Raw genomic sequence first — 15,734 nt, forward strand, 5'->3', positions numbered from 1 at the left:
ACGCTTGCCGGGTCGAGCCTACCCCCGCGCGAACAGCGCCGGGTCCAGCGCCATCACCGCCGCGCTGCCGCCCTCGATCTTGCGGCGGAGGGCGCCGGTATCGGGCAGGATGCGCTCGGCATAGAAGCGCGCCGTCACCCGCTTCCCCTCGACGAACGCCGGGTCGCCCTCGCCCGACGCGGCCAGCGCTTCGGCGGCGACCAGCATCCTGAGCCACATCAGCCCGGTAGTGACGATGCCCATCACGTGCATGTAGCTGTGCGCGCCCGCGCCGACGTTGTTCGGGTTCTGCATGCCGTTGGCGACGAACCACATCGTCGCCGCCTGAAGATCATTGAGCGCCTTGCCCAGCCGTTCGGCGAAATCGCGGGTCGATTCGTCCTGCTTCGCCGTCGCGATCTCCTCCCCGACGATCCGGAAGAAATGCTGGACCGCGCGCCCGCCGTTCCTGGCCAGCTTGCGCCCGACGAGGTCCATCGCCTGCACCCCGTTGGTGCCTTCGTAGATCATCGCGATCCGGGCATCGCGGACATACTGTTCCATGCCCCATTCGGCGATATAGCCGTGCCCGCCGTACACCTGCTGCGCATCGGTCGCGATCGCATAGCCCTTGTCGGTGCCATAGCCCTTGATGACCGGGGTCAGCAGCCCGATCAGGTCGTCGGCCAACTCGCGCGTCGCCGCGTCCGCGCCCATGTGCGCCAGATCGACCTGGAGCGCGCCCCACAGGCACAGGGCGCGCAACCCCTCGGTCAGCGCCTTGCCTTCCATCAGCATCCGCCGGACGTCGGGGTGCACGAACAGCGTGTCGGCCTTCTCGCCCGGCTCCTGCGCGCCGGTGAGGCCGCGCCCCTGCCGCCGGTCGCCCGCATAGGTCACGGCATTCTGGTACGCGACCTCGGCCACGCCCAGCCCCTGCAACCCCACGCCCAGCCGCGCCGCGTTCATCATGATGAACATCGCGGCCAGCCCCTTCGTCTCCTCGCCGACCAGCCAGCCCTTGGCGCCGTCGTAGTTCATCACGCAGGTCGAATTGGCGTGGATGCCCATCTTGTGCTCGATCGAGCCGCACGACACCGCGTTGCGGTCCCCCAGCGAACCGTCGCTGTTCACGAGGAACTTGGGCACCACGAACAGCGAGATGCCCTTCACATTGTCCGGCGCGTCCGGCGTCTTGGCCAGCACGAGGTGGATGATGTTGTCGGTCAGGTCATGCTCGCCAGACGAGATGAAGATTTTGGTACCGGTGATCGCCCACGACCCGTCGTCGTTCGGCACCGCCCGCGTCTTGATGAGGCCCAAGTCGGTGCCGCATTGCGGCTCGGTCAGGTTCATGGTGCCGCCCCATTCGCCCGACACCATCTTCGGCACATACATCGCCTGCTGCTCCGGCGATCCCTTGGCCAGCAGCGCGGCGGTCGCGCCCTGCGTCAGCCCGGGATACATGGCGAAGGCCATGTTGGCGGAGATCAGATATTCCTCGAACGCGGTCGCCACGACATGCGGCATCCCCTGCCCGCCGAACTGTTCCGGCGCGGCGAGCGTACCCCAGCCGCTCTCGACGAACTGGCGATAGGCTTCCCTGAACCCGGTGGGCGTCGTCACGCTGCCGTCGGCATGGCGCGTGCACCCCTCCTGGTCGCCCGACTGGTTGAGCGGGAACAGCACTTCGGCGACGAAGCGCCCGCCCTCCTCCAGCACCTGGTCGATCACGTCGGGCGTGGCATTGGCGAAGCCCGGCAGATTGCCGTGATCGGCCACGCGCAGCACATGGTCGAGGATGAAGCGGGTGTCGCGCACCGGGGGGGTATAGCTGGGCATCGGGTCAATCCTTCTCCGTGCCGTCGCTCGCGGCGGCGGCTTGTTGTGGCAGGGCGTCGAGCGTCGCGACGAAGTCCCTGAGTTCGGCGATGGCGGCATCGATGTCGCGCCGCTGGTTTTCGAGCAGCGTGATCCGGTCGCAGCATTTCTGCCGCGTCACCTGCCGCTGCACCCGGCGGCCGTCGCCGATGTCGTACAGGTCGATCATCTCGCGGATCTCGGCGAGGCTGAACCCCACCCGCTTGCCGCGCAATATCCAGGCGAGGCGCGCCCGGTCGCGCTGCGAATAGATGCGGGCGAGGCCGCGCCGCTCGGGGGCGATCAGCCCCTCGTCCTCATAGAAGCGCAGCGCGCGCGGCGTGACGCCATATTCGGCGCACAGGTCGGTGATCGAAAAACACTCGGAGCTATCGGCGGATGGTGCAACCATGGCCAGCAGGATGCATTACGTTTACGTGAACGTCAATCTTCGTCGGCGGCGACGGTCGCGGGTGGACAGTTGGTGCGCTTCGCCGGCTTGCGCTTCACCGCCGTCGTCGCGAATTCGGCGGCGTCGAGGCTACCGTCACGGCCCTTGTCGGCGGCGGCGAACTTGCCCGTCGTCCTGGCCGCCCATTCGTCGAAGCTCAGCCGTCCGTCGCCGTCGGTGTCGAGCTTCGCATAGGCCTTACGCCGCGCCGCCAGATATTCGTCGCGGGTGATCCGCCCGTCGCGGTCCTTGTCATAGCGGTCGAAGCGCTTCTGTTCGCGGCTGCGCGCGGTCGCGGCGGGGGCATCGGGCAACGGTTCGTCGGCGGTCTGCGCCGCTGCGGCGGGCGCCTGCGGCGCCGGCGGCAGGCGCTCGGGCGTCGCCTCGCTGCGAAAGAAGAACAGTCCCGCCGCCGCCAGCGCCAGTGCCGCGCCCGCCCCTGCCAAGAATCGCCACATCGCCCGTCCCCCTTTGCGCCCGATGCTAGGCGAGCGGATGCCCGAGCGAAAGCGTCAGCGCCCGCTGAGGCCGAACCATGCGAGCCGCGCGGCACGCTTCGGCCCGCCATGCGGTGCGCCATCGGCATCGAGCCGCGCGGCGAGCGCCAGCATCCCCAGCGGCTTCGCCACCCCGCCGAGCGATCCGCGCAGCCGCTCGCGCCCCAGCGCCATCGCCCGCGCACCCACCGCCGCATCCTCGCTGTAGCGGGCGAAATCGACCAGTGCCCAGCCGCTGCCCAGCGCCGCGCCGTGCCGCGCGTCACCGCCCAAGACCCGCGCGCCGACCGCAAACAGTCGCCCGCCGCGCAGGCCCGCGAAACGGGTCAGTGCAGCGTCGTCCAGCACCTCCTCCTCGATCAGCACGTCCCAGCCGTCGACCATCTCCGCCAGCGCCGCGCCGGTCGTACCCAGCGGCAGCAGCGTCGCCGCCACCGCCTCCAGCACCGGCATGGCGGGCGGCGGGGCGGTGTCGAGCCGCCGCAGCGAATCGCGCCACCAAGCAAGGCGGATCTGCCCGATCGCAGGCTGGGTGGTGGTGCGCACCACGTCGCCCAGCGTCTCGTCCAGCGTCAGCAGCGCCGACAGCGCGTCGCGCCGCGCACCGGCGGGGGCATAGGTCAGCGCCAGCGCGCGTTCGGGATCGTTGCTCATCGCTTCGTCCAACGGGCGGCTTAACGCCGCGTCAACCCCGATCGTGCACAGACTTGCCCGAAACCCGCCACGGTACGGCGGAACGGGGTTGTGGACGAGGCATGCGGCGGAACGGCGGGGTACGGGGCGACGATCGGCGGGAACGGGGCGTGCTGATGTGCCTGGCGCGCGACCGGCGCGGCAACACGCTGGCGATGATGGCGATCGCGCTCATCCCGCTGACCGCGCTCGGCGGATCGGCGATCGACACGGGCCGCGTGATGTTCGTCAAGACGCGGCTGCAACAGGCGTGCGACGCGGGCGCGCTGGCGGGCCGCAAGTTCATGAAGGGCAGCGAGTTCGACCAGCGCGCCCAGACCCAGGCCAATGCCTTTTTCGCCAACAATTTCCAGGCCGGGATGATGGGTTCCGGCACCCCCAGTTTCGTCGCGGTGCGCACCGCCGATTTCCAGGTCGCGGGCACCGCCAGCGTGACCGTGCCGATGACGCTGACCCAGATGATCGGCATGAAGCCGGTCGCGCTGACCGTCACCTGCGAAGCGAAGCTGGAGGTACCGAACCTCGACGTGATGTTCGTGCTCGACACCACCGGATCGATGGCCGAAACCAATCGCGGCGATCTGGTGAACAAGATCACCGCGCTGCGCACCGCGGTGGTCAACTTCTACGACACGATGGACCGCGCGCGCCAGCCGGGAACCGACATCCGCTATGGCGCGGTGCCCTATAGCGCCAACGTCAACGTCGGCATGCTGCTGCGGCCCGACTGGATCGCCGACCGCTGGCACTATCAGTCGCGGATCGCCGACGGCACGACCGAGAGCGAGCGGACCACCACCGACACCAACGACTATGTCTACACCTATGGCGCGTGGACCGATGCGGGGGGCAGCCGCACGTCATCCACCACCGCCGGGGCGGCCGAGAATTGCGTCGCGCCCGCCAGCACCTCGACCGTCTCGACCGACGATCCGGCATGGAGCGGCGGCAATCCCCAGACGCGCACCGTGACGCAGGTGCGCAACGGCACCGTCTATGGCACCAGCCAGTCGGGCGGGTGCACGATCACCCGCGACGATTATGTCGACTATCGCCGCACCCGCACCGAAAGTCGCCGCCCGAACCCGAACAAGGGCAGGCAGACGACCGTTCCCGTCACCACCTATTGGTGGCGATATCGCCCGGTCGACTATGACCTGACCGTGCTGAAGGGGTCGGGCACCACCGTCAGCGGCGGCAGCTTCACGACCAACATCGCCAACAACCACCAGCCGCGCCGGATCGAATGGTCCACCGACAATGCCTGTATCGAGGAACGGCGGACGGTGCAGCAGAGCCTGTTCCCCTCGATCCCGATCGAGGCGCGCGACATGGACATCGATCTGGTCCCGACGCCGGGCGACCCCGATACCCAGTGGAAACCGGCGCTGCCCAAGCTGATCTACGACCGGACCGGGCTGAACGGCTGGACCATCGACGCCGTCCGCGCATCGCAGAACGTCACCGCCACCGGCGACCGCGGCGGCGACGTTGCGGTATGCCCGTCCCCGGCGATGCGGCTGCGTCCGATCAGCCGGGACGAGTTGAAGACCTATGTCGACAACATGCGGGTCGGCGGCTTCACCTATCACGACGTCGGCTTCCTGTGGGGGGCGCGCCTGCTGTCGCCGACCGGCATCTTCGGTGCCGACAACCAGCGCGCGGCGAACGGCGGCGAGATCAGCCGCCACATCATCTTCATGACCGACGGGCAGACATCGACCCGGCGCGAGAATTACGACGCCTATGGCATCTCCACGATCGACCGGCGGCGTACGCTGGGGCTGCCGACCGATGCCGAGCAGAACGCCATCACCGAACAGCGGCTGACCGCACTGTGCCAGTCGGCCCGCAACAAGGGGATGACCGTCTGGGTCATCGCGTTCGGCACCTCGCTCACCCAGACGCTGCGCACCTGTTCCAGCGGGGGCCGCGCGTTCCAGGCGGCGAACGCGGACCAACTCAACACCGCCTTCGCCAATATCGCGGCGCAGATCGCCAAGCTGCGGGTATCGAAATGAGGCGGCTGGTGCGCGACCGGCGCGGGGCGACGCTGGTCGAATTCGCGCTGGTATCGCCGGTGCTGTTCCTGCTGCTGATCGGGCTGTTCGACCTCGGCTTCCAGGCCTATGCCCGCAACCTGCTGAGCGGCGCGGTGCAGGCCGCCGCGCGCAAGGCGACGCTGGAGGGCAATTCGTCGGAGACGACCACCGCCGCGCTCGACGCCGCGATCGTCGAGCAGATGCGGCTGCTCGGCCACGACCTGCGCTGGAACAGCACCCGCAAGAGCTATCGCAAGTTCGGCGACATCCGCGCCGAGCCGTTCGACGACGCCAACCGCAACGGCGTGCGCGACAACGGCGAATGCTATTCCGACGTCAACGACAACCGCCGCTGGGACGGCGATCCCGGCGCGACCGGTCAGGGCGGGGCGAACGACATCACCGTCTATACCATCACCATCACCTATCCCCGCCCCTTTCCGCTGGCCGGAATGATCGGCATCCCCGCCGACCAGTCGGTCACGGCCAGCACGATGCTGAAGAACCAGCCCTACGGCGCGCAGGGCGGCGGTACGCCGGTGCAGCGATGCGGATGATTGCGCCCTTGCGTGCGCTGCGCCGCGACCGGCGCGGGCTGGCGCTGCTCGAATTCGCGCTCGGCCTGCCGATCGTGCTGCCGATCGGGCTGTACGCCGTCGAGCTGGGCAATTTCAGCCTGCGCCAGATGCAACTCAGCCAGGCGGCGCTGACGCTGGCCGACAATGCATCGCGCGTCGGCGCCGACACCAACATGGCGACGCAGCAGCTGCGCGAGGTCGACATCAACGAGATCGTGCAGGGGCTGCGGCTCCAGACCGCCGACCTCGACCTCACCACCAACGGCCGCGTCACCATCTCCAGCCTCGAAGTACGCGACGGCGAGCAGTGGATCCACTGGCAGCGCTGCGTCGGGCTGAAGCGCGGCGCGGGCTATGACTCCAGCTTCGGGCGTGAGGGCGACGGCGGGCGCACCGGCACCGCGTTCCGGGGCATGGGGCGCAGCGGCGCGCCGGTCATGGCCCCGCCCGCCGCGGCGGTGATCTTCGTCGAGATCAACTACGACTATCAGCCGCTGGTCGCGTCCTTCTTCCTCGGCGACCGCAAGCTGCAACAGGTCGGATCGTTCATCGTGCGCGACAATCGCGAGCTGGACGCCGGGATCACCAACCCGCAGCCCGCCGCGTCCGAGCGGATGACCTGCGACCGCTACACCGCCTGAACCGACAACGCCCGCCCCGCCGGGATGGCGGAGCGGGCGTCTGCAAGCTGCCGTAGCGGCGACGTTACTTGTACGTCACCTTCTTGACCGCCGCGATCACCTTGTCGCTGGTAATCAGCGCCAGCTTTTCGAGGTTGGCGGCATAGGGCAGCGGCACGTCCTCGTTGGCGACGCGCAGCACCGGTGCGTCGAGGTCGTCGAAGCCCTCTTCCATCACGACGGCGGCGATTTCCGACGCGATCGAGCAGGTCGGCCAGCCCTCTTCGACCACCACGAGGCGGTTGGTCTTCTTCAGCGACTTGAGCACGGTCTTGGTATCGAGCGGGCGCAGCGTGCGCAGGTCGATGACCTCCGCGTCGATGCCCTCGCCCGCCAGCTTCTCGGCGGCTTCCAGCGCGATGCCGACGCCGATCGAATAGGACACGATCGTCACGTCCTTGCCCGGCTTCATGATCCGCGCCTTGCCGATCGGCAGGACGAAATCGTCGAGCTTGGGCACGTCGAACGTACGACCGTACATCAGCTCGTTCTCGAGGAACACGACCGGATCGGTCGAACGGATCGCGGCCTTGAGCAGCCCCTTGGCATCCGCCGCATCATAGGGCGCGATCACGATCAGGCCGGGGACCGAAGCGTACCACGGGCCGTAGTTCTGCGAATGCTGCGCACCGACGCGGCTCGCCGCGCCGTTGGGACCGCGGAACACGATCGGGCAGCGCATCTGCCCGCCCGACATATAGTTGGTCTTGGCCGCCGAGTTGATGATGTGGTCGATCGCCTGCATGGCGAAGTTGAACGTCATGAACTCGATCACCGGGCGCAGGCCACCCATCGCCGCGCCGGTGCCGATGCCCGCGAAGCCATATTCGGTGATCGGCGTATCGATGACGCGGCGCGGACCGAATTCGGCGAGCAGGCCCTGCGTGACCTTGTACGCGCCCTGATATTCGGCGACTTCCTCGCCCATCACGAACACGCGGTCGTCGGCGCGCATTTCCTCGGCCATCGCGTCGCGCAGCGCGTCGCGGACGGTCGTCTTGACCATCTCGGTCCCCTCGGGGATTTCCGGGGCGGTCTCGCCTTCCTGGTCGGCGGCGTCGAACAGCTGGCGCGCGCCGGTTTCGGCGTGCTGCGGCGTCGTGCCTTCGGGGGTCGAGGGGGCCTGGTCGTCGTTCTTCGCCTCGGCCTTCGGCGCCGGCGCCGCCGCCTCGCCCGAGCGTGCCTCGCCGCCGCCCGACGATTTCGCCGCGTCGACATCCTCGCCCTCGGCGGCGAGGATCGCGATGACCGCGCCGACCTTCACGTTATCGGTGCCCTCGGTCACGAGGATCTGGGCGATCGTGCCCTCGTCGACCGCCTCGAACTCCATCGTCGCCTTGTCGGTCTCGATCTCGGCCATGATGTCGCCGGACTTGACCGTGTCGCCTTCCTTGACGAGCCATTTGGCCAGCGTGCCCTCTTCCATCGTGGGCGACAGCGCCGGCATCTTCAGTTCGATCGGCATCTCAGTAGCTCTCCACCAGCACGTCGGTGTACAGTTCCTTGGCGTCCGGTTCGGGCGCGCTCTCGGCGAAGTCGGCGGCTTCGTTCACCACCTTGCGGATCTCGGCCTCGATCGTCTTCAGCTCGGCTTCCTCGACGCCCGCGGCGGCCAGTTCGCGCTTCAGCCCCTCGATCGGGTCCGACTTGTCGCGCATCGCCTGCACCTCGTCACGGCTGCGATACTTGGCCGGGTCCGACATCGAATGGCCGCGATAGCGATAGGTCTTCATCTCGAGGATGATTGGCCCCTTGCCCGCGCGCACCCATGCCAGCGCCTCTTCGGCGGCGCCGCGACAGGCGAGCACGTCCATGCCGTCCACCTGGATGCCGGGGATGCGGAAGCTCTCGCCGCGCTTGTACAGCTGATCCTCGGCGGAAGCGCGGTTGACGCTGGTGCCCATGGCGTACTGGTTGTTCTCGATCACGAAGATGATCGGGAGCTTCCACAGCTCGGCCATGTTGAACGATTCATACACCTGGCCCTGGTTCGCCGCGCCGTCGCCGAAATAGGCCATGCACACGCCGCCGTCGTCGGCGTATTTGTGCCCGAAGGCGAGGCCCGCGCCCAGCGACACCTGCGCGCCGACGATGCCGTGGCCGCCGTAGAACTTGTGCTCGGTCGAGAACATGTGCATCGACCCGCCCTTGCCGCGGCTGATGCCCGCTTCGCGCCCGGTCAGCTCGGCCATGATGACCTTGGGATCGATGCCGTAGGCGAGCATGTGGCCATGGTCGCGATAGCCGGTGATGACCGAATCCTTGCCGACCTCGAGCGCGGACTGCAGGCCGACCGCGACCGCTTCCTGGCCGATGTAGAGGTGGCAGAACCCGCCGATCAGGCCGAGGCCGTACAGCTGCCCCGCCTTCTCCTCGAAACGCCGGATGAGCAGCATTTCCTTGTAGAAGGCCAGCAGCTCTTCCTTCGACGCTTCGTAGCGCTTGGGTTCACCCGGCCGTTCGCGATTGGGAATGACGGGTTCGCTGGTGCGGCCTGGTGCCGGTGCTTTTGCCACGATGCCTCGTTCCTGAAAGGATGGTCTGGAACCGCGCCTATGACCGCATTTGCGCGCGCGCGCAACCGAACGCCCGGCATTCCGTACCGGATTCATTCATCGATGCGGATTCCGCACCGGGTGCGCGCCGCCTGTTCCGTGCCGATGGGGACGATGAACTCGTCGGGGTGGGCGACATTAAGCTTTCGCCGCACCAGTTCGTCGACCATGTCGGGGTCGGCATGGCGCGGATCGAGCAGTTCCACGCGGTTGCGCAGCTCCGCGCGCACCTTGTCGAGACAGGCATATTGCAGCGATCGCGCCGCCAGTTTGCGCTGATAGTCGCGGTACGCGAGGATGCCGTTGGGCCCCAATATGGCGTGATAGGCGAAGAAGCCGATCACGAGGATCACCAGCGCGGGCCATCCGGCGCGGGCAAGCATCTGGCGAAGGGGCGAGGAACGCGGCATGGGCGCGTATCTCGGACATCGCCGCGCGTCACGCAAGCGGCTACCCATGCGACCGGAGCCGACATGCACCTTCTCCACGATCCCGCGACGCTTGCCGAACCGACCGACTTCGCCACCTTCCTGAAGATCGACATCCGCGTCGGCACGATCCTGGCCGCCGAACCCTATCCCGAGGCACGCAAGCCCGCGATCAAGCTGTCGATCGATTTCGGCCCCGTTCTCGGCATCAAACGGTCGAGCGCGCAGATTACCGAACATTATGACTGCGCGGCCCTGATCGGGCGGCAGGTGGCGGCGGTGGTCAACTTCCCCCCGCGCCAGATCGGCAAGTTCGTGTCGGAGGTACTGACCCTGGGCTTTCCCGACGAATCGGGCGCGGTGGTGCTGTTCGCGCCGGACCTGCCGGTGCCGAACGGCGGGCGGCTGTTCTGATCCGTTCAGCCCCGCGAAATCCCCGGCAGGCAATCGTTGCGCGACGATAACGAACGGGAGGAAGCGATGCGGGGATTGCTGTTGGGGGCGGCGCTGCTGCTCGGCGGATGCACGATGGCGCGGATGGACGGGTTCGATGCGATCGCCCCGGCACAGGGCGAGCGGCTGGACCTGAGCGGTATCCCGCTATGGGAGAACGGCAGCTTCCGGCTGGGCCTGTCGCAGGGCCATGTCCGCCGCCGCGACATCGGCGCGACCCGCGAATGGAGCGACGATCCATGGGGCGAGTTGAGCGCGGCGGTGATCGAGCGCACCGGCACGATCGCGTTCGACCTCGCCGGGCCGGAGGTGGGCGGGCGGATCGAGGGCCGCTGCCGCTATGGCCGGGTCGAGGGGGAGGTGCGCGGCGGCATCCTGACCAGCGGCACGGTGCTGCGCCCGCTGCGGCTCGCCTGCGCCTATCGCCTCGACGGGCGGGATGCGGGCGGCATGGACCTCGCGGCGCTGCTGCCGGTCGAGCCGACGGTCGCCGAGCCGCGCCTCGGCACGATCGAACTGGACGGCACGGAACTGACGCTGCGCTCGAGCCACCGCATCGCGGGGGTCCGCTCGCCCACCGGCACCCCGATCGGCTATTTCGTCGATCGGGCCGACGGGCAGACGGTCGGCGCGATCGAGACCAACGGTCTGGGCAACCGCCGCCTGATCGTGCCGCAGGCGACGGGCGAGCGCCGCGCGGCGATCGCGGCGATGGTGACGCTGGCGCTGTTCCGCGATCCGGGGGACACCGACTGAACGCGCGTCAGCCCGCTGGAACGGCGGGCGGGGATGCGGTGACGGGGCCGAGCCAGAAGCTGCCGTCATAGGCCGGATCGCGCACCCTGCCCGGCAGTGGCTGGAGCGTCACGAACGGCGGACGGTCGATCGTCGCATCCGGTCGTACCGGATGGCCTGAGCACTCGATCGCATCGCTGGCGATCGGTTTGCCGGGTTCAAACTTCGCATCCCCCCGCATCTGGCAACTCCATGTCGATCCGCCGGCGGATGCCATGTTCAGCGACAGCACCTGCTCTGCCGGGGCGAGTTGCATCGCCATCGGACGAAAGGTGATCCCCCCACGCTCGACCGGTTCCTTGCGCGCGTGCAGGTTCCCGACCAGCACCAGCACCCGATCATAGCGACCGGCGGTTGCCGTGGTGCGGATATTTTCGGCCTGTGCCGCCTCATGCGGCCCCTGCCCCGGTTGGTCGGCGAACTTCGCACGTTGTACGGCATCTCGCGCACCGTTGAACGCAACGATCTCGATCGGGCGACCCGCGCTTTTCAGTGCATGCAGCCGGACCAGCATGTCACGCATCGCGACGCTGCCGACCCCGTCGCTCCGCCCGGCCCAGCCCTGCTTGAGCAACGCCGCCACGAATTGCACCGGCGGCAATCGCCAGGCCGCCTGGAAAGCATCGTTGTACGGCGATCCCAACTCGACTGCGACCAGCACCCGTTCACCCCGCGTCGCAAGGCCGCAGGCCAGATCGCCGACGAACGCAGGCGATTGCTGCGTACCATGGATTTCGCCGAAGACGACATAGCGTGGATTGCTTCGCACGACCTCCGCCCAGCCGTCGGGCACGGCGCAGCTATCGGCGGCATGTGCCGCCGGGGGCAGGACGGTCGAAAGACCGGCGAACGTCGCCGCGACGGCGAAGGGAAGGATGCGCATGCCGCGGAGACTAAAAGACGATGGGACGTCCGCAATCCCGAATCGAATACCGAATTCTGCCGGACGGTCGATCCGGCAAAAAGGGCTTCCTGCGCAAGGATCGCGTACCGAACCCGAACCGTCCGCAGCCCGGCGAAGGCCGAAGTCCAGTTGGATTGATTTTTCCGTACCTTACCGGCGTTACCTGACTGGACCCCGGCCTTCGCCGGGGTGCGAGATAAAGGCGTTCGCCGGGAAGCGCAAAAAGGGGTGCCGGTTTTCACCGACACCCCACCTTTTCAGTCCGCCCCTCACGCGCTCAGCGCAGGATCGAACGCCCCGCATAGCGCGCCGCGCCCGCCAGTTCCTCCTCGATGCGGATGAGCTGGTTGTACTTGGCGAGCCGGTCCGAGCGCGCCAGCGACCCGGTCTTGATCTGGCCGCAGTTGGTGGCGACCGCGAGGTCGGCGATCGTCGCGTCCTCGGTCTCGCCCGAGCGGTGCGACATGACGGCGGTGTAGCGGTTGCGATGCGCGAGGTTCACCGCCTCCAGCGTCTCGGAGAGCGTGCCGATCTGGTTGACCTTCACCAGCAGCGAGTTGGCGAGGCCCTGCTCGAGGCCCATCGCCAGCCGCTTCGGGTTGGTGACGAACAGGTCGTCGCCGACCAGTTGCACCTTGTCGCCGATCTTGTCGGTCAGCGCCTTCCAGCCCTCGAAATCATCCTCCGACATGCCGTCCTCGATCGACAGGATCGGGTAGCGTGCGGCGAGGTCCGCCAGATAGTCGGCCATCTCGTGCGGGCTGAGCGATTTGCCCTCGCCCACCATCTCGTAGCGGCCGCCCTTGAAGAATTCGGTCGCGGCGCAATCGAGCGCGAGCATCACGTCCTCGCCCGGCTTGTACCCGGCGCGCTCGATGCTCGCCATGATGAAGTCGAGCGCGTCGATCGTGCTGCTGAGTGCGGGCGCGAAGCCGCCCTCGTCGCCGACCGAGGTGGCGAGGCCCTTTTCCGACAGGCCCTTCTTCAAGGTATGGAAGATTTCCGAGCCGCAGCGCACCGCCTCGGCGATGCTGTCGGCGCCGACCGGCATCACCATGAATTCCTGGAAATCGATCGGGTTGTCGGCATGCTCGCCGCCGTTGATGATGTTCATCATCGGCACCGGCAGCAGGTGCGCCGACACCCCGCCGACATAGCGATACAGCGGCAGCCCGCGCGCGTCCGCCGCCGCCTTCGCCACCGCGAGGCTGACGCCGAGGATCGCGTTCGCGCCCAGCCGCCCCTTGTTCTCCGTGCCGTCGAGCGCGATCATCGCCGCGTCGATGTCGCTCTGGTCCTCGGCATCCATGCCGAGCACTGCTTCGGCGATGTCGCCGTTGACCGCCTCGACCGCCGCCAGCACGCCCTTGCCGAGATAGACCGACTTGTCGCCGTCACGCTTCTCGACCGCCTCATGCGCGCCGGTCGATGCGCCGGAGGGGACCGCCGCCCGCCCGAAGCTGCCGTCCTCGAGGAGTACGTCGACCTCGACGGTCGGGTTGCCGCGGCTGTCGAGGATCTGGCGGCCATGGACCTGAATGATTGCGGTCACGTAACGACTCCTTCTATGGTCGGATCGGGCGATGTCGCGGCCCCTCTATCGGCTGTGCGCGCCTGCGGCAATTCCTGTGCGCGAAAGCGGAACCCTAGGGCCGCCCGCATGGTTGTGAGCGCGAAACGACGAAAGGATTCGTTATGACCGACTTCAATCGGCCCGCCGGCACCACCGGGTCCCCGACGACCAGCGACACCGCCGTTGCGTTCGACGCCGATCTGGCGACCCCGACGACGACCACCACCGGCTTCACGCCCGCGAGCAGCAGCTTCGACGACGCGGCGGACACGACCGCGGCGAACGTCGGCGGCGCCAAGCAGACGCTGAAGGACGAGGCGGGCAAGCTGTCCGCCAAGGCGACCGAAAAGGCGCGCGGTCTGGCCGACGAGGGCAAGGCGCGGGCGACCGGCGCGCTCGACGAATTCTCCAAGCTGATGGAAGACGCCGCGGGCACCGTCGACGAGAAGCTCGGCGAGCAGTACGGCCAGTACGCCCGGTCGGCGGCACAGGCGATCTCGGGCTTCTCCGACAGCCTGCGCGACAAGGATGTCGACGAGTTGCTGGATGATGCGCGCGCGTTCGTGCGCAAGAGCCCGGCGGTCGCGATCGGCACCGCCGCCGCGCTCGGCTTCGTGCTGGCGCGCATCGTCAAGGCGGGGGTGGACACGACGCCTGCAACGACGACTCCTGCGACGACGACGCCGACCACCGCCGTCGCCACCCCGACCGACCCGCTCAGCCGGGTCTGATCGCATCATGGGGGACGAGGGCCTCGGACAGGTCGTCAGCCGCGTCGTCGCGGATACCAGGGCCTATGTCCAGGCCGAGGTGACGCTGTGGAAAACCGTGGCGACCAGCCGGGGCACGCAAGCGGGAATCGCGGCGGGCCTCGGCATCGGCGCGGTGCTGATCGCGCTGGCCGCGCTCACCGCCCTGCTGGTGGGTGCGATCCTCGCCTTGCGCCCGCTGGTCGGGCCGGGCTGGGCGACGCTGATCGTGGTGGTCGTCGCGCTGATCGTCGCCGCGCTGCTGGCCAGGGCAGCCATCGGCCAGTTCAGACAGGTGACGGCACCGTTGGGAGACGACGCATGACGACCCCCGCGCTCGCCGCCGCCCGTGCCGACGTCCTCGTCAAGCGGGCGAGGTTGCAGGCCAGCATCGCCGAGGCGAAGCATCGCCTGTCCCCCGCGACGATAGCGGGCGGCATCGCCGACGACCTGCGCGGCAAGGCGGAGGACGGCGTCACCGCCGTCCGCGAACGGCCTGCCGTCGCGGCAGGCATCGCTACCGGCCTGATCGCGATCCTCGCCCGCAAGCGGATCGCGCGGCTGTTCCGCAGGCAGCCCGCCCCGCCCCGGCCCGACCCCGCCGCTCCCCCGCCCCCGACGCTCCCCGGACAAGGAACCGCAGCATGACCGACCCCAACACCACCGCCACCATCGACCAGATCAAGGAAAAGGCCGCGGCCACCGCCGGAACGGTCCGCGAGAAGGCATCGACCGCCGCGCACGCGACCAGCGACGCCGCACATGACGCCGCCCAGCGCGCCGCCGACGGGATCGAGGCGAACCCGCTCGCCGTGCTCGCCGGTGGCCTGGCGCTCGGCGCGCTTGCCGGTGCGCTGATCCCGAAGTCGCAGCAGGAAGCCAAGGTGCTCGGTCCGCTCGGCAAGCGCATCTCCGCCGCCGCCACCGCCGCCGCCGCGACCGCGCGCGACGTCGGCAAGGAGCAGCTGACCGCCGCACTGCCCAGCAAGGACGGTGCGAAGGAACAGCTCCGCTCGGTGATCGGCAACGTCGTGCAGGCCGCGACCGAGAGCGGCAAGGCCGCCGTCAAGGGCTGATCGACTGTTAGGAAACGCGCCGGGCGCGTTTCGCGGTACCGCCAGCAAAACTCGCCGTTTGGCAAGTTTTCAAACGGACTCCGATCCGTCCCAACTTATGGGTTGAAGGCTGCGCCCCGTCCGCTATGCGGTCGGGGCGTATCTTTTTTGCAGTGCGGGAGCGACCATGAGCAAACTCCACCTCGTCTTCGGCGGCCGCGTGACCGATCCCCGGACGCTCGACTTCGCCGACCTGAAGGCGATCGATATCGTCGGCGTGTTCGGCGACTATGCCAGCGCCGAAAAGGCCTGGCGTGCCGCAGCGCAGCGCACCGTGGACGATGCCGAGATGAAATATGTGGTGGTGCATCTCCACCGCCTGCTCCAACCGGAACTGCCCGCGGCCTGATCGCGCTTGCTCCGATCCGTACTATGCGACTAA

At 68.3% G+C, this 15,734-nt stretch carries 19 protein-coding genes; 10 read left to right on the forward strand and 9 right to left on the reverse strand.

Annotated elements, in window-relative coordinates:
* Positions 1–18: 18 nt before the first annotated feature.
* From ABLE43_RS07020 to ABLE43_RS07035, 4 genes are read right to left on the reverse strand one after another with little or no spacing between them, the layout of a single operon-like run.
* Positions 19–1,821 (reverse strand): acyl-CoA dehydrogenase C-terminal domain-containing protein, encoded by a 1,803-nt coding sequence (locus ABLE43_RS07020; RefSeq protein ID WP_348977771.1) that lies wholly within the window; start codon positions 1,819–1,821, stop codon positions 19–21.
* 4 nt (positions 1,822–1,825) lie between these two features.
* Positions 1,826–2,251 (reverse strand): MerR family transcriptional regulator, encoded by a 426-nt coding sequence (locus ABLE43_RS07025; RefSeq protein ID WP_348977772.1) that lies wholly within the window; start codon positions 2,249–2,251, stop codon positions 1,826–1,828.
* 32 nt (positions 2,252–2,283) lie between these two features.
* Complete coding sequence (locus ABLE43_RS07030) at positions 2,284–2,748, reverse strand: EF-hand domain-containing protein (RefSeq protein WP_348977773.1); 465 nt, start codon at positions 2,746–2,748, stop codon at positions 2,284–2,286.
* 54 nt (positions 2,749–2,802) lie between these two features.
* Positions 2,803–3,441, reverse strand: a complete 639-nt coding sequence (locus ABLE43_RS07035) for a squalene/phytoene synthase family protein (protein ID WP_348977774.1) — start codon at positions 3,439–3,441, stop codon at positions 2,803–2,805.
* A 155-nt stretch (positions 3,442–3,596) separates the two neighbouring features.
* Between ABLE43_RS07035 and ABLE43_RS07040 the strand changes: the two genes are divergently transcribed.
* Genes ABLE43_RS07040 through ABLE43_RS07050 form a run of 3 tightly spaced genes read left to right on the forward strand, consistent with a single transcriptional unit; the run spans position 3,597 to position 6,741 of the window.
* On the forward strand, positions 3,597–5,501 hold the full coding sequence (locus ABLE43_RS07040; protein WP_348977915.1) for a pilus assembly protein: 1,905 nt from the start codon (positions 3,597–3,599) through the stop codon (positions 5,499–5,501).
* Positions 5,498–6,079, forward strand: a complete 582-nt coding sequence (locus ABLE43_RS07045; protein WP_348977775.1) for a TadE/TadG family type IV pilus assembly protein — start codon at positions 5,498–5,500, stop codon at positions 6,077–6,079. Before ABLE43_RS07040 ends, ABLE43_RS07045 begins: the two co-directional genes overlap by 4 nt.
* Positions 6,076–6,741, forward strand: coding sequence for a TadE/TadG family type IV pilus assembly protein (locus ABLE43_RS07050; protein ID WP_348977776.1), 666 nt, complete (start codon positions 6,076–6,078; stop codon positions 6,739–6,741). Before ABLE43_RS07045 ends, ABLE43_RS07050 begins: the two co-directional genes overlap by 4 nt.
* Before the next feature lie 64 nt (positions 6,742–6,805).
* Here the strand turns inward: ABLE43_RS07050 and ABLE43_RS07055 are convergent, their stop codons facing one another.
* The 3 genes from ABLE43_RS07055 to ABLE43_RS07065 form a co-directional block, all read right to left on the reverse strand.
* Complete coding sequence (locus tag ABLE43_RS07055) at positions 6,806–8,245, reverse strand: pyruvate dehydrogenase complex E1 component subunit beta (protein ID WP_348977777.1); 1,440 nt, start codon at positions 8,243–8,245, stop codon at positions 6,806–6,808.
* A 1-nt stretch (position 8,246) separates the two neighbouring features.
* The gene (pdhA, locus tag ABLE43_RS07060) at positions 8,247–9,296 is read right to left on the reverse strand and encodes a pyruvate dehydrogenase (acetyl-transferring) E1 component subunit alpha (RefSeq protein ID WP_348977778.1); all 1,050 of its coding nucleotides are present in this window, start codon (positions 9,294–9,296) and stop codon (positions 8,247–8,249) included.
* A gap of 92 nt (positions 9,297–9,388) precedes the next feature.
* Positions 9,389–9,745 carry an FtsB family cell division protein gene (locus ABLE43_RS07065; RefSeq protein WP_348977779.1) on the reverse strand — a complete coding sequence of 119 codons (357 nt, stop codon included), beginning with the start codon at positions 9,743–9,745 and terminating at the stop codon, positions 9,389–9,391.
* A 63-nt stretch (positions 9,746–9,808) separates the two neighbouring features.
* Here ABLE43_RS07065 and ABLE43_RS07070 point away from each other — a divergent pair, with 63 nt between their 5' ends.
* Positions 9,809–10,177: a tRNA-binding protein gene (locus tag ABLE43_RS07070; RefSeq protein ID WP_348977780.1), complete on the forward strand. Its 369-nt coding sequence runs from the start codon at positions 9,809–9,811 to the stop codon at positions 10,175–10,177.
* A gap of 66 nt (positions 10,178–10,243) precedes the next feature.
* Positions 10,244–10,972 (forward strand): hypothetical protein, encoded by a 729-nt coding sequence (locus ABLE43_RS07075; RefSeq protein WP_348977781.1) that lies wholly within the window; start codon positions 10,244–10,246, stop codon positions 10,970–10,972.
* A 7-nt stretch (positions 10,973–10,979) separates the two neighbouring features.
* Here ABLE43_RS07075 and ABLE43_RS07080 read toward each other — a convergent pair whose 3' ends face one another.
* Together ABLE43_RS07080 and eno are read right to left on the reverse strand one after the other, a co-directional pair.
* Complete coding sequence (locus tag ABLE43_RS07080) at positions 10,980–11,894, reverse strand: hypothetical protein (RefSeq protein ID WP_348977782.1); 915 nt, start codon at positions 11,892–11,894, stop codon at positions 10,980–10,982.
* Positions 11,895–12,192: 298 nt separating this feature from the next.
* Entirely contained in the window at positions 12,193–13,467 is a 1,275-nt protein-coding gene (gene eno / locus ABLE43_RS07085) for a phosphopyruvate hydratase (protein WP_348977783.1), read from the reverse strand.
* Positions 13,468–13,610: 143 nt separating this feature from the next.
* Here eno and ABLE43_RS07090 point away from each other — a divergent pair, with 143 nt between their 5' ends.
* From ABLE43_RS07090 to ABLE43_RS07110, 5 genes are all read left to right on the forward strand, one after another.
* The gene (locus tag ABLE43_RS07090; protein ID WP_348977784.1) at positions 13,611–14,219 is read left to right on the forward strand and encodes a hypothetical protein; all 609 of its coding nucleotides are present in this window, start codon (positions 13,611–13,613) and stop codon (positions 14,217–14,219) included.
* Between the two features lie 7 nt (positions 14,220–14,226).
* A complete protein-coding gene (locus tag ABLE43_RS07095; RefSeq protein WP_348977785.1) occupies positions 14,227–14,562 on the forward strand; it encodes a phage holin family protein in 336 nt (111 codons plus the stop codon).
* On the forward strand, positions 14,559–14,885 hold the full coding sequence (locus ABLE43_RS07100) for a hypothetical protein (RefSeq protein WP_348977786.1): 327 nt from the start codon (positions 14,559–14,561) through the stop codon (positions 14,883–14,885). The genes ABLE43_RS07095 and ABLE43_RS07100 overlap by 4 nt, the downstream gene beginning before the upstream one ends.
* The gene (locus tag ABLE43_RS07105; protein WP_348977787.1) at positions 14,882–15,313 is read left to right on the forward strand and encodes a hypothetical protein; all 432 of its coding nucleotides are present in this window, start codon (positions 14,882–14,884) and stop codon (positions 15,311–15,313) included. The genes ABLE43_RS07100 and ABLE43_RS07105 overlap by 4 nt, the downstream gene beginning before the upstream one ends.
* Positions 15,314–15,479: 166 nt before the next feature.
* Positions 15,480–15,701, forward strand: coding sequence for a DUF4170 domain-containing protein (locus ABLE43_RS07110; protein ID WP_348977788.1), 222 nt, complete (start codon positions 15,480–15,482; stop codon positions 15,699–15,701).
* The last annotated feature ends 33 nt before the right edge of the window (positions 15,702–15,734 follow it).

The sequence above is a fragment of the Sphingomonas silueang genome (assembly GCF_040049155.1).
Taxonomy (GTDB): Bacteria; Pseudomonadota; Alphaproteobacteria; order Sphingomonadales; family Sphingomonadaceae; genus Sphingomonas; species Sphingomonas silueang.

What these genes read in the sequence shown, in the direction of transcription:
- ABLE43_RS07030 (WP_348977773.1), bottom strand. Translation starts at nt 2,748, where the DNA reads ATGTGGCGATTCTTGGCAGGGGCGGGCGCGGCACTGGCGCTGGCGGCG.
- ABLE43_RS07050 (WP_348977776.1), top strand. Translation starts at nt 6,076, where the DNA reads ATGATTGCGCCCTTGCGTGCGCTGCGCCGCGACCGGCGCGGGCTGGCG.
- ABLE43_RS07035 (WP_348977774.1), bottom strand. Translation starts at nt 3,441, where the DNA reads ATGAGCAACGATCCCGAACGCGCGCTGGCGCTGACCTATGCCCCCGCC.
- ABLE43_RS07045 (WP_348977775.1), top strand. Translation starts at nt 5,498, where the DNA reads ATGAGGCGGCTGGTGCGCGACCGGCGCGGGGCGACGCTGGTCGAATTC.
- ABLE43_RS07040 (WP_348977915.1), top strand. Translation starts at nt 3,597, where the DNA reads ATGTGCCTGGCGCGCGACCGGCGCGGCAACACGCTGGCGATGATGGCG.
- ABLE43_RS07070 (WP_348977780.1), top strand. Translation starts at nt 9,809, where the DNA reads ATGCACCTTCTCCACGATCCCGCGACGCTTGCCGAACCGACCGACTTC.
- ABLE43_RS07065 (WP_348977779.1), bottom strand. Translation starts at nt 9,745, where the DNA reads ATGCCGCGTTCCTCGCCCCTTCGCCAGATGCTTGCCCGCGCCGGATGG.
- ABLE43_RS07025 (WP_348977772.1), bottom strand. Translation starts at nt 2,251, where the DNA reads ATGGTTGCACCATCCGCCGATAGCTCCGAGTGTTTTTCGATCACCGAC.
- ABLE43_RS07100 (WP_348977786.1), top strand. Translation starts at nt 14,559, where the DNA reads ATGACGACCCCCGCGCTCGCCGCCGCCCGTGCCGACGTCCTCGTCAAG.
- ABLE43_RS07105 (WP_348977787.1), top strand. Translation starts at nt 14,882, where the DNA reads ATGACCGACCCCAACACCACCGCCACCATCGACCAGATCAAGGAAAAG.
- ABLE43_RS07075 (WP_348977781.1), top strand. Translation starts at nt 10,244, where the DNA reads ATGCGGGGATTGCTGTTGGGGGCGGCGCTGCTGCTCGGCGGATGCACG.
- ABLE43_RS07095 (WP_348977785.1), top strand. Translation starts at nt 14,227, where the DNA reads ATGGGGGACGAGGGCCTCGGACAGGTCGTCAGCCGCGTCGTCGCGGAT.
- ABLE43_RS07090 (WP_348977784.1), top strand. Translation starts at nt 13,611, where the DNA reads ATGACCGACTTCAATCGGCCCGCCGGCACCACCGGGTCCCCGACGACC.
- ABLE43_RS07020 (WP_348977771.1), bottom strand. Translation starts at nt 1,821, where the DNA reads ATGCCCAGCTATACCCCCCCGGTGCGCGACACCCGCTTCATCCTCGAC.
- ABLE43_RS07080 (WP_348977782.1), bottom strand. Translation starts at nt 11,894, where the DNA reads ATGCGCATCCTTCCCTTCGCCGTCGCGGCGACGTTCGCCGGTCTTTCG.
- ABLE43_RS07055 (WP_348977777.1), bottom strand. Translation starts at nt 8,245, where the DNA reads ATGCCGATCGAACTGAAGATGCCGGCGCTGTCGCCCACGATGGAAGAG.
- ABLE43_RS07110 (WP_348977788.1), top strand. Translation starts at nt 15,480, where the DNA reads ATGAGCAAACTCCACCTCGTCTTCGGCGGCCGCGTGACCGATCCCCGG.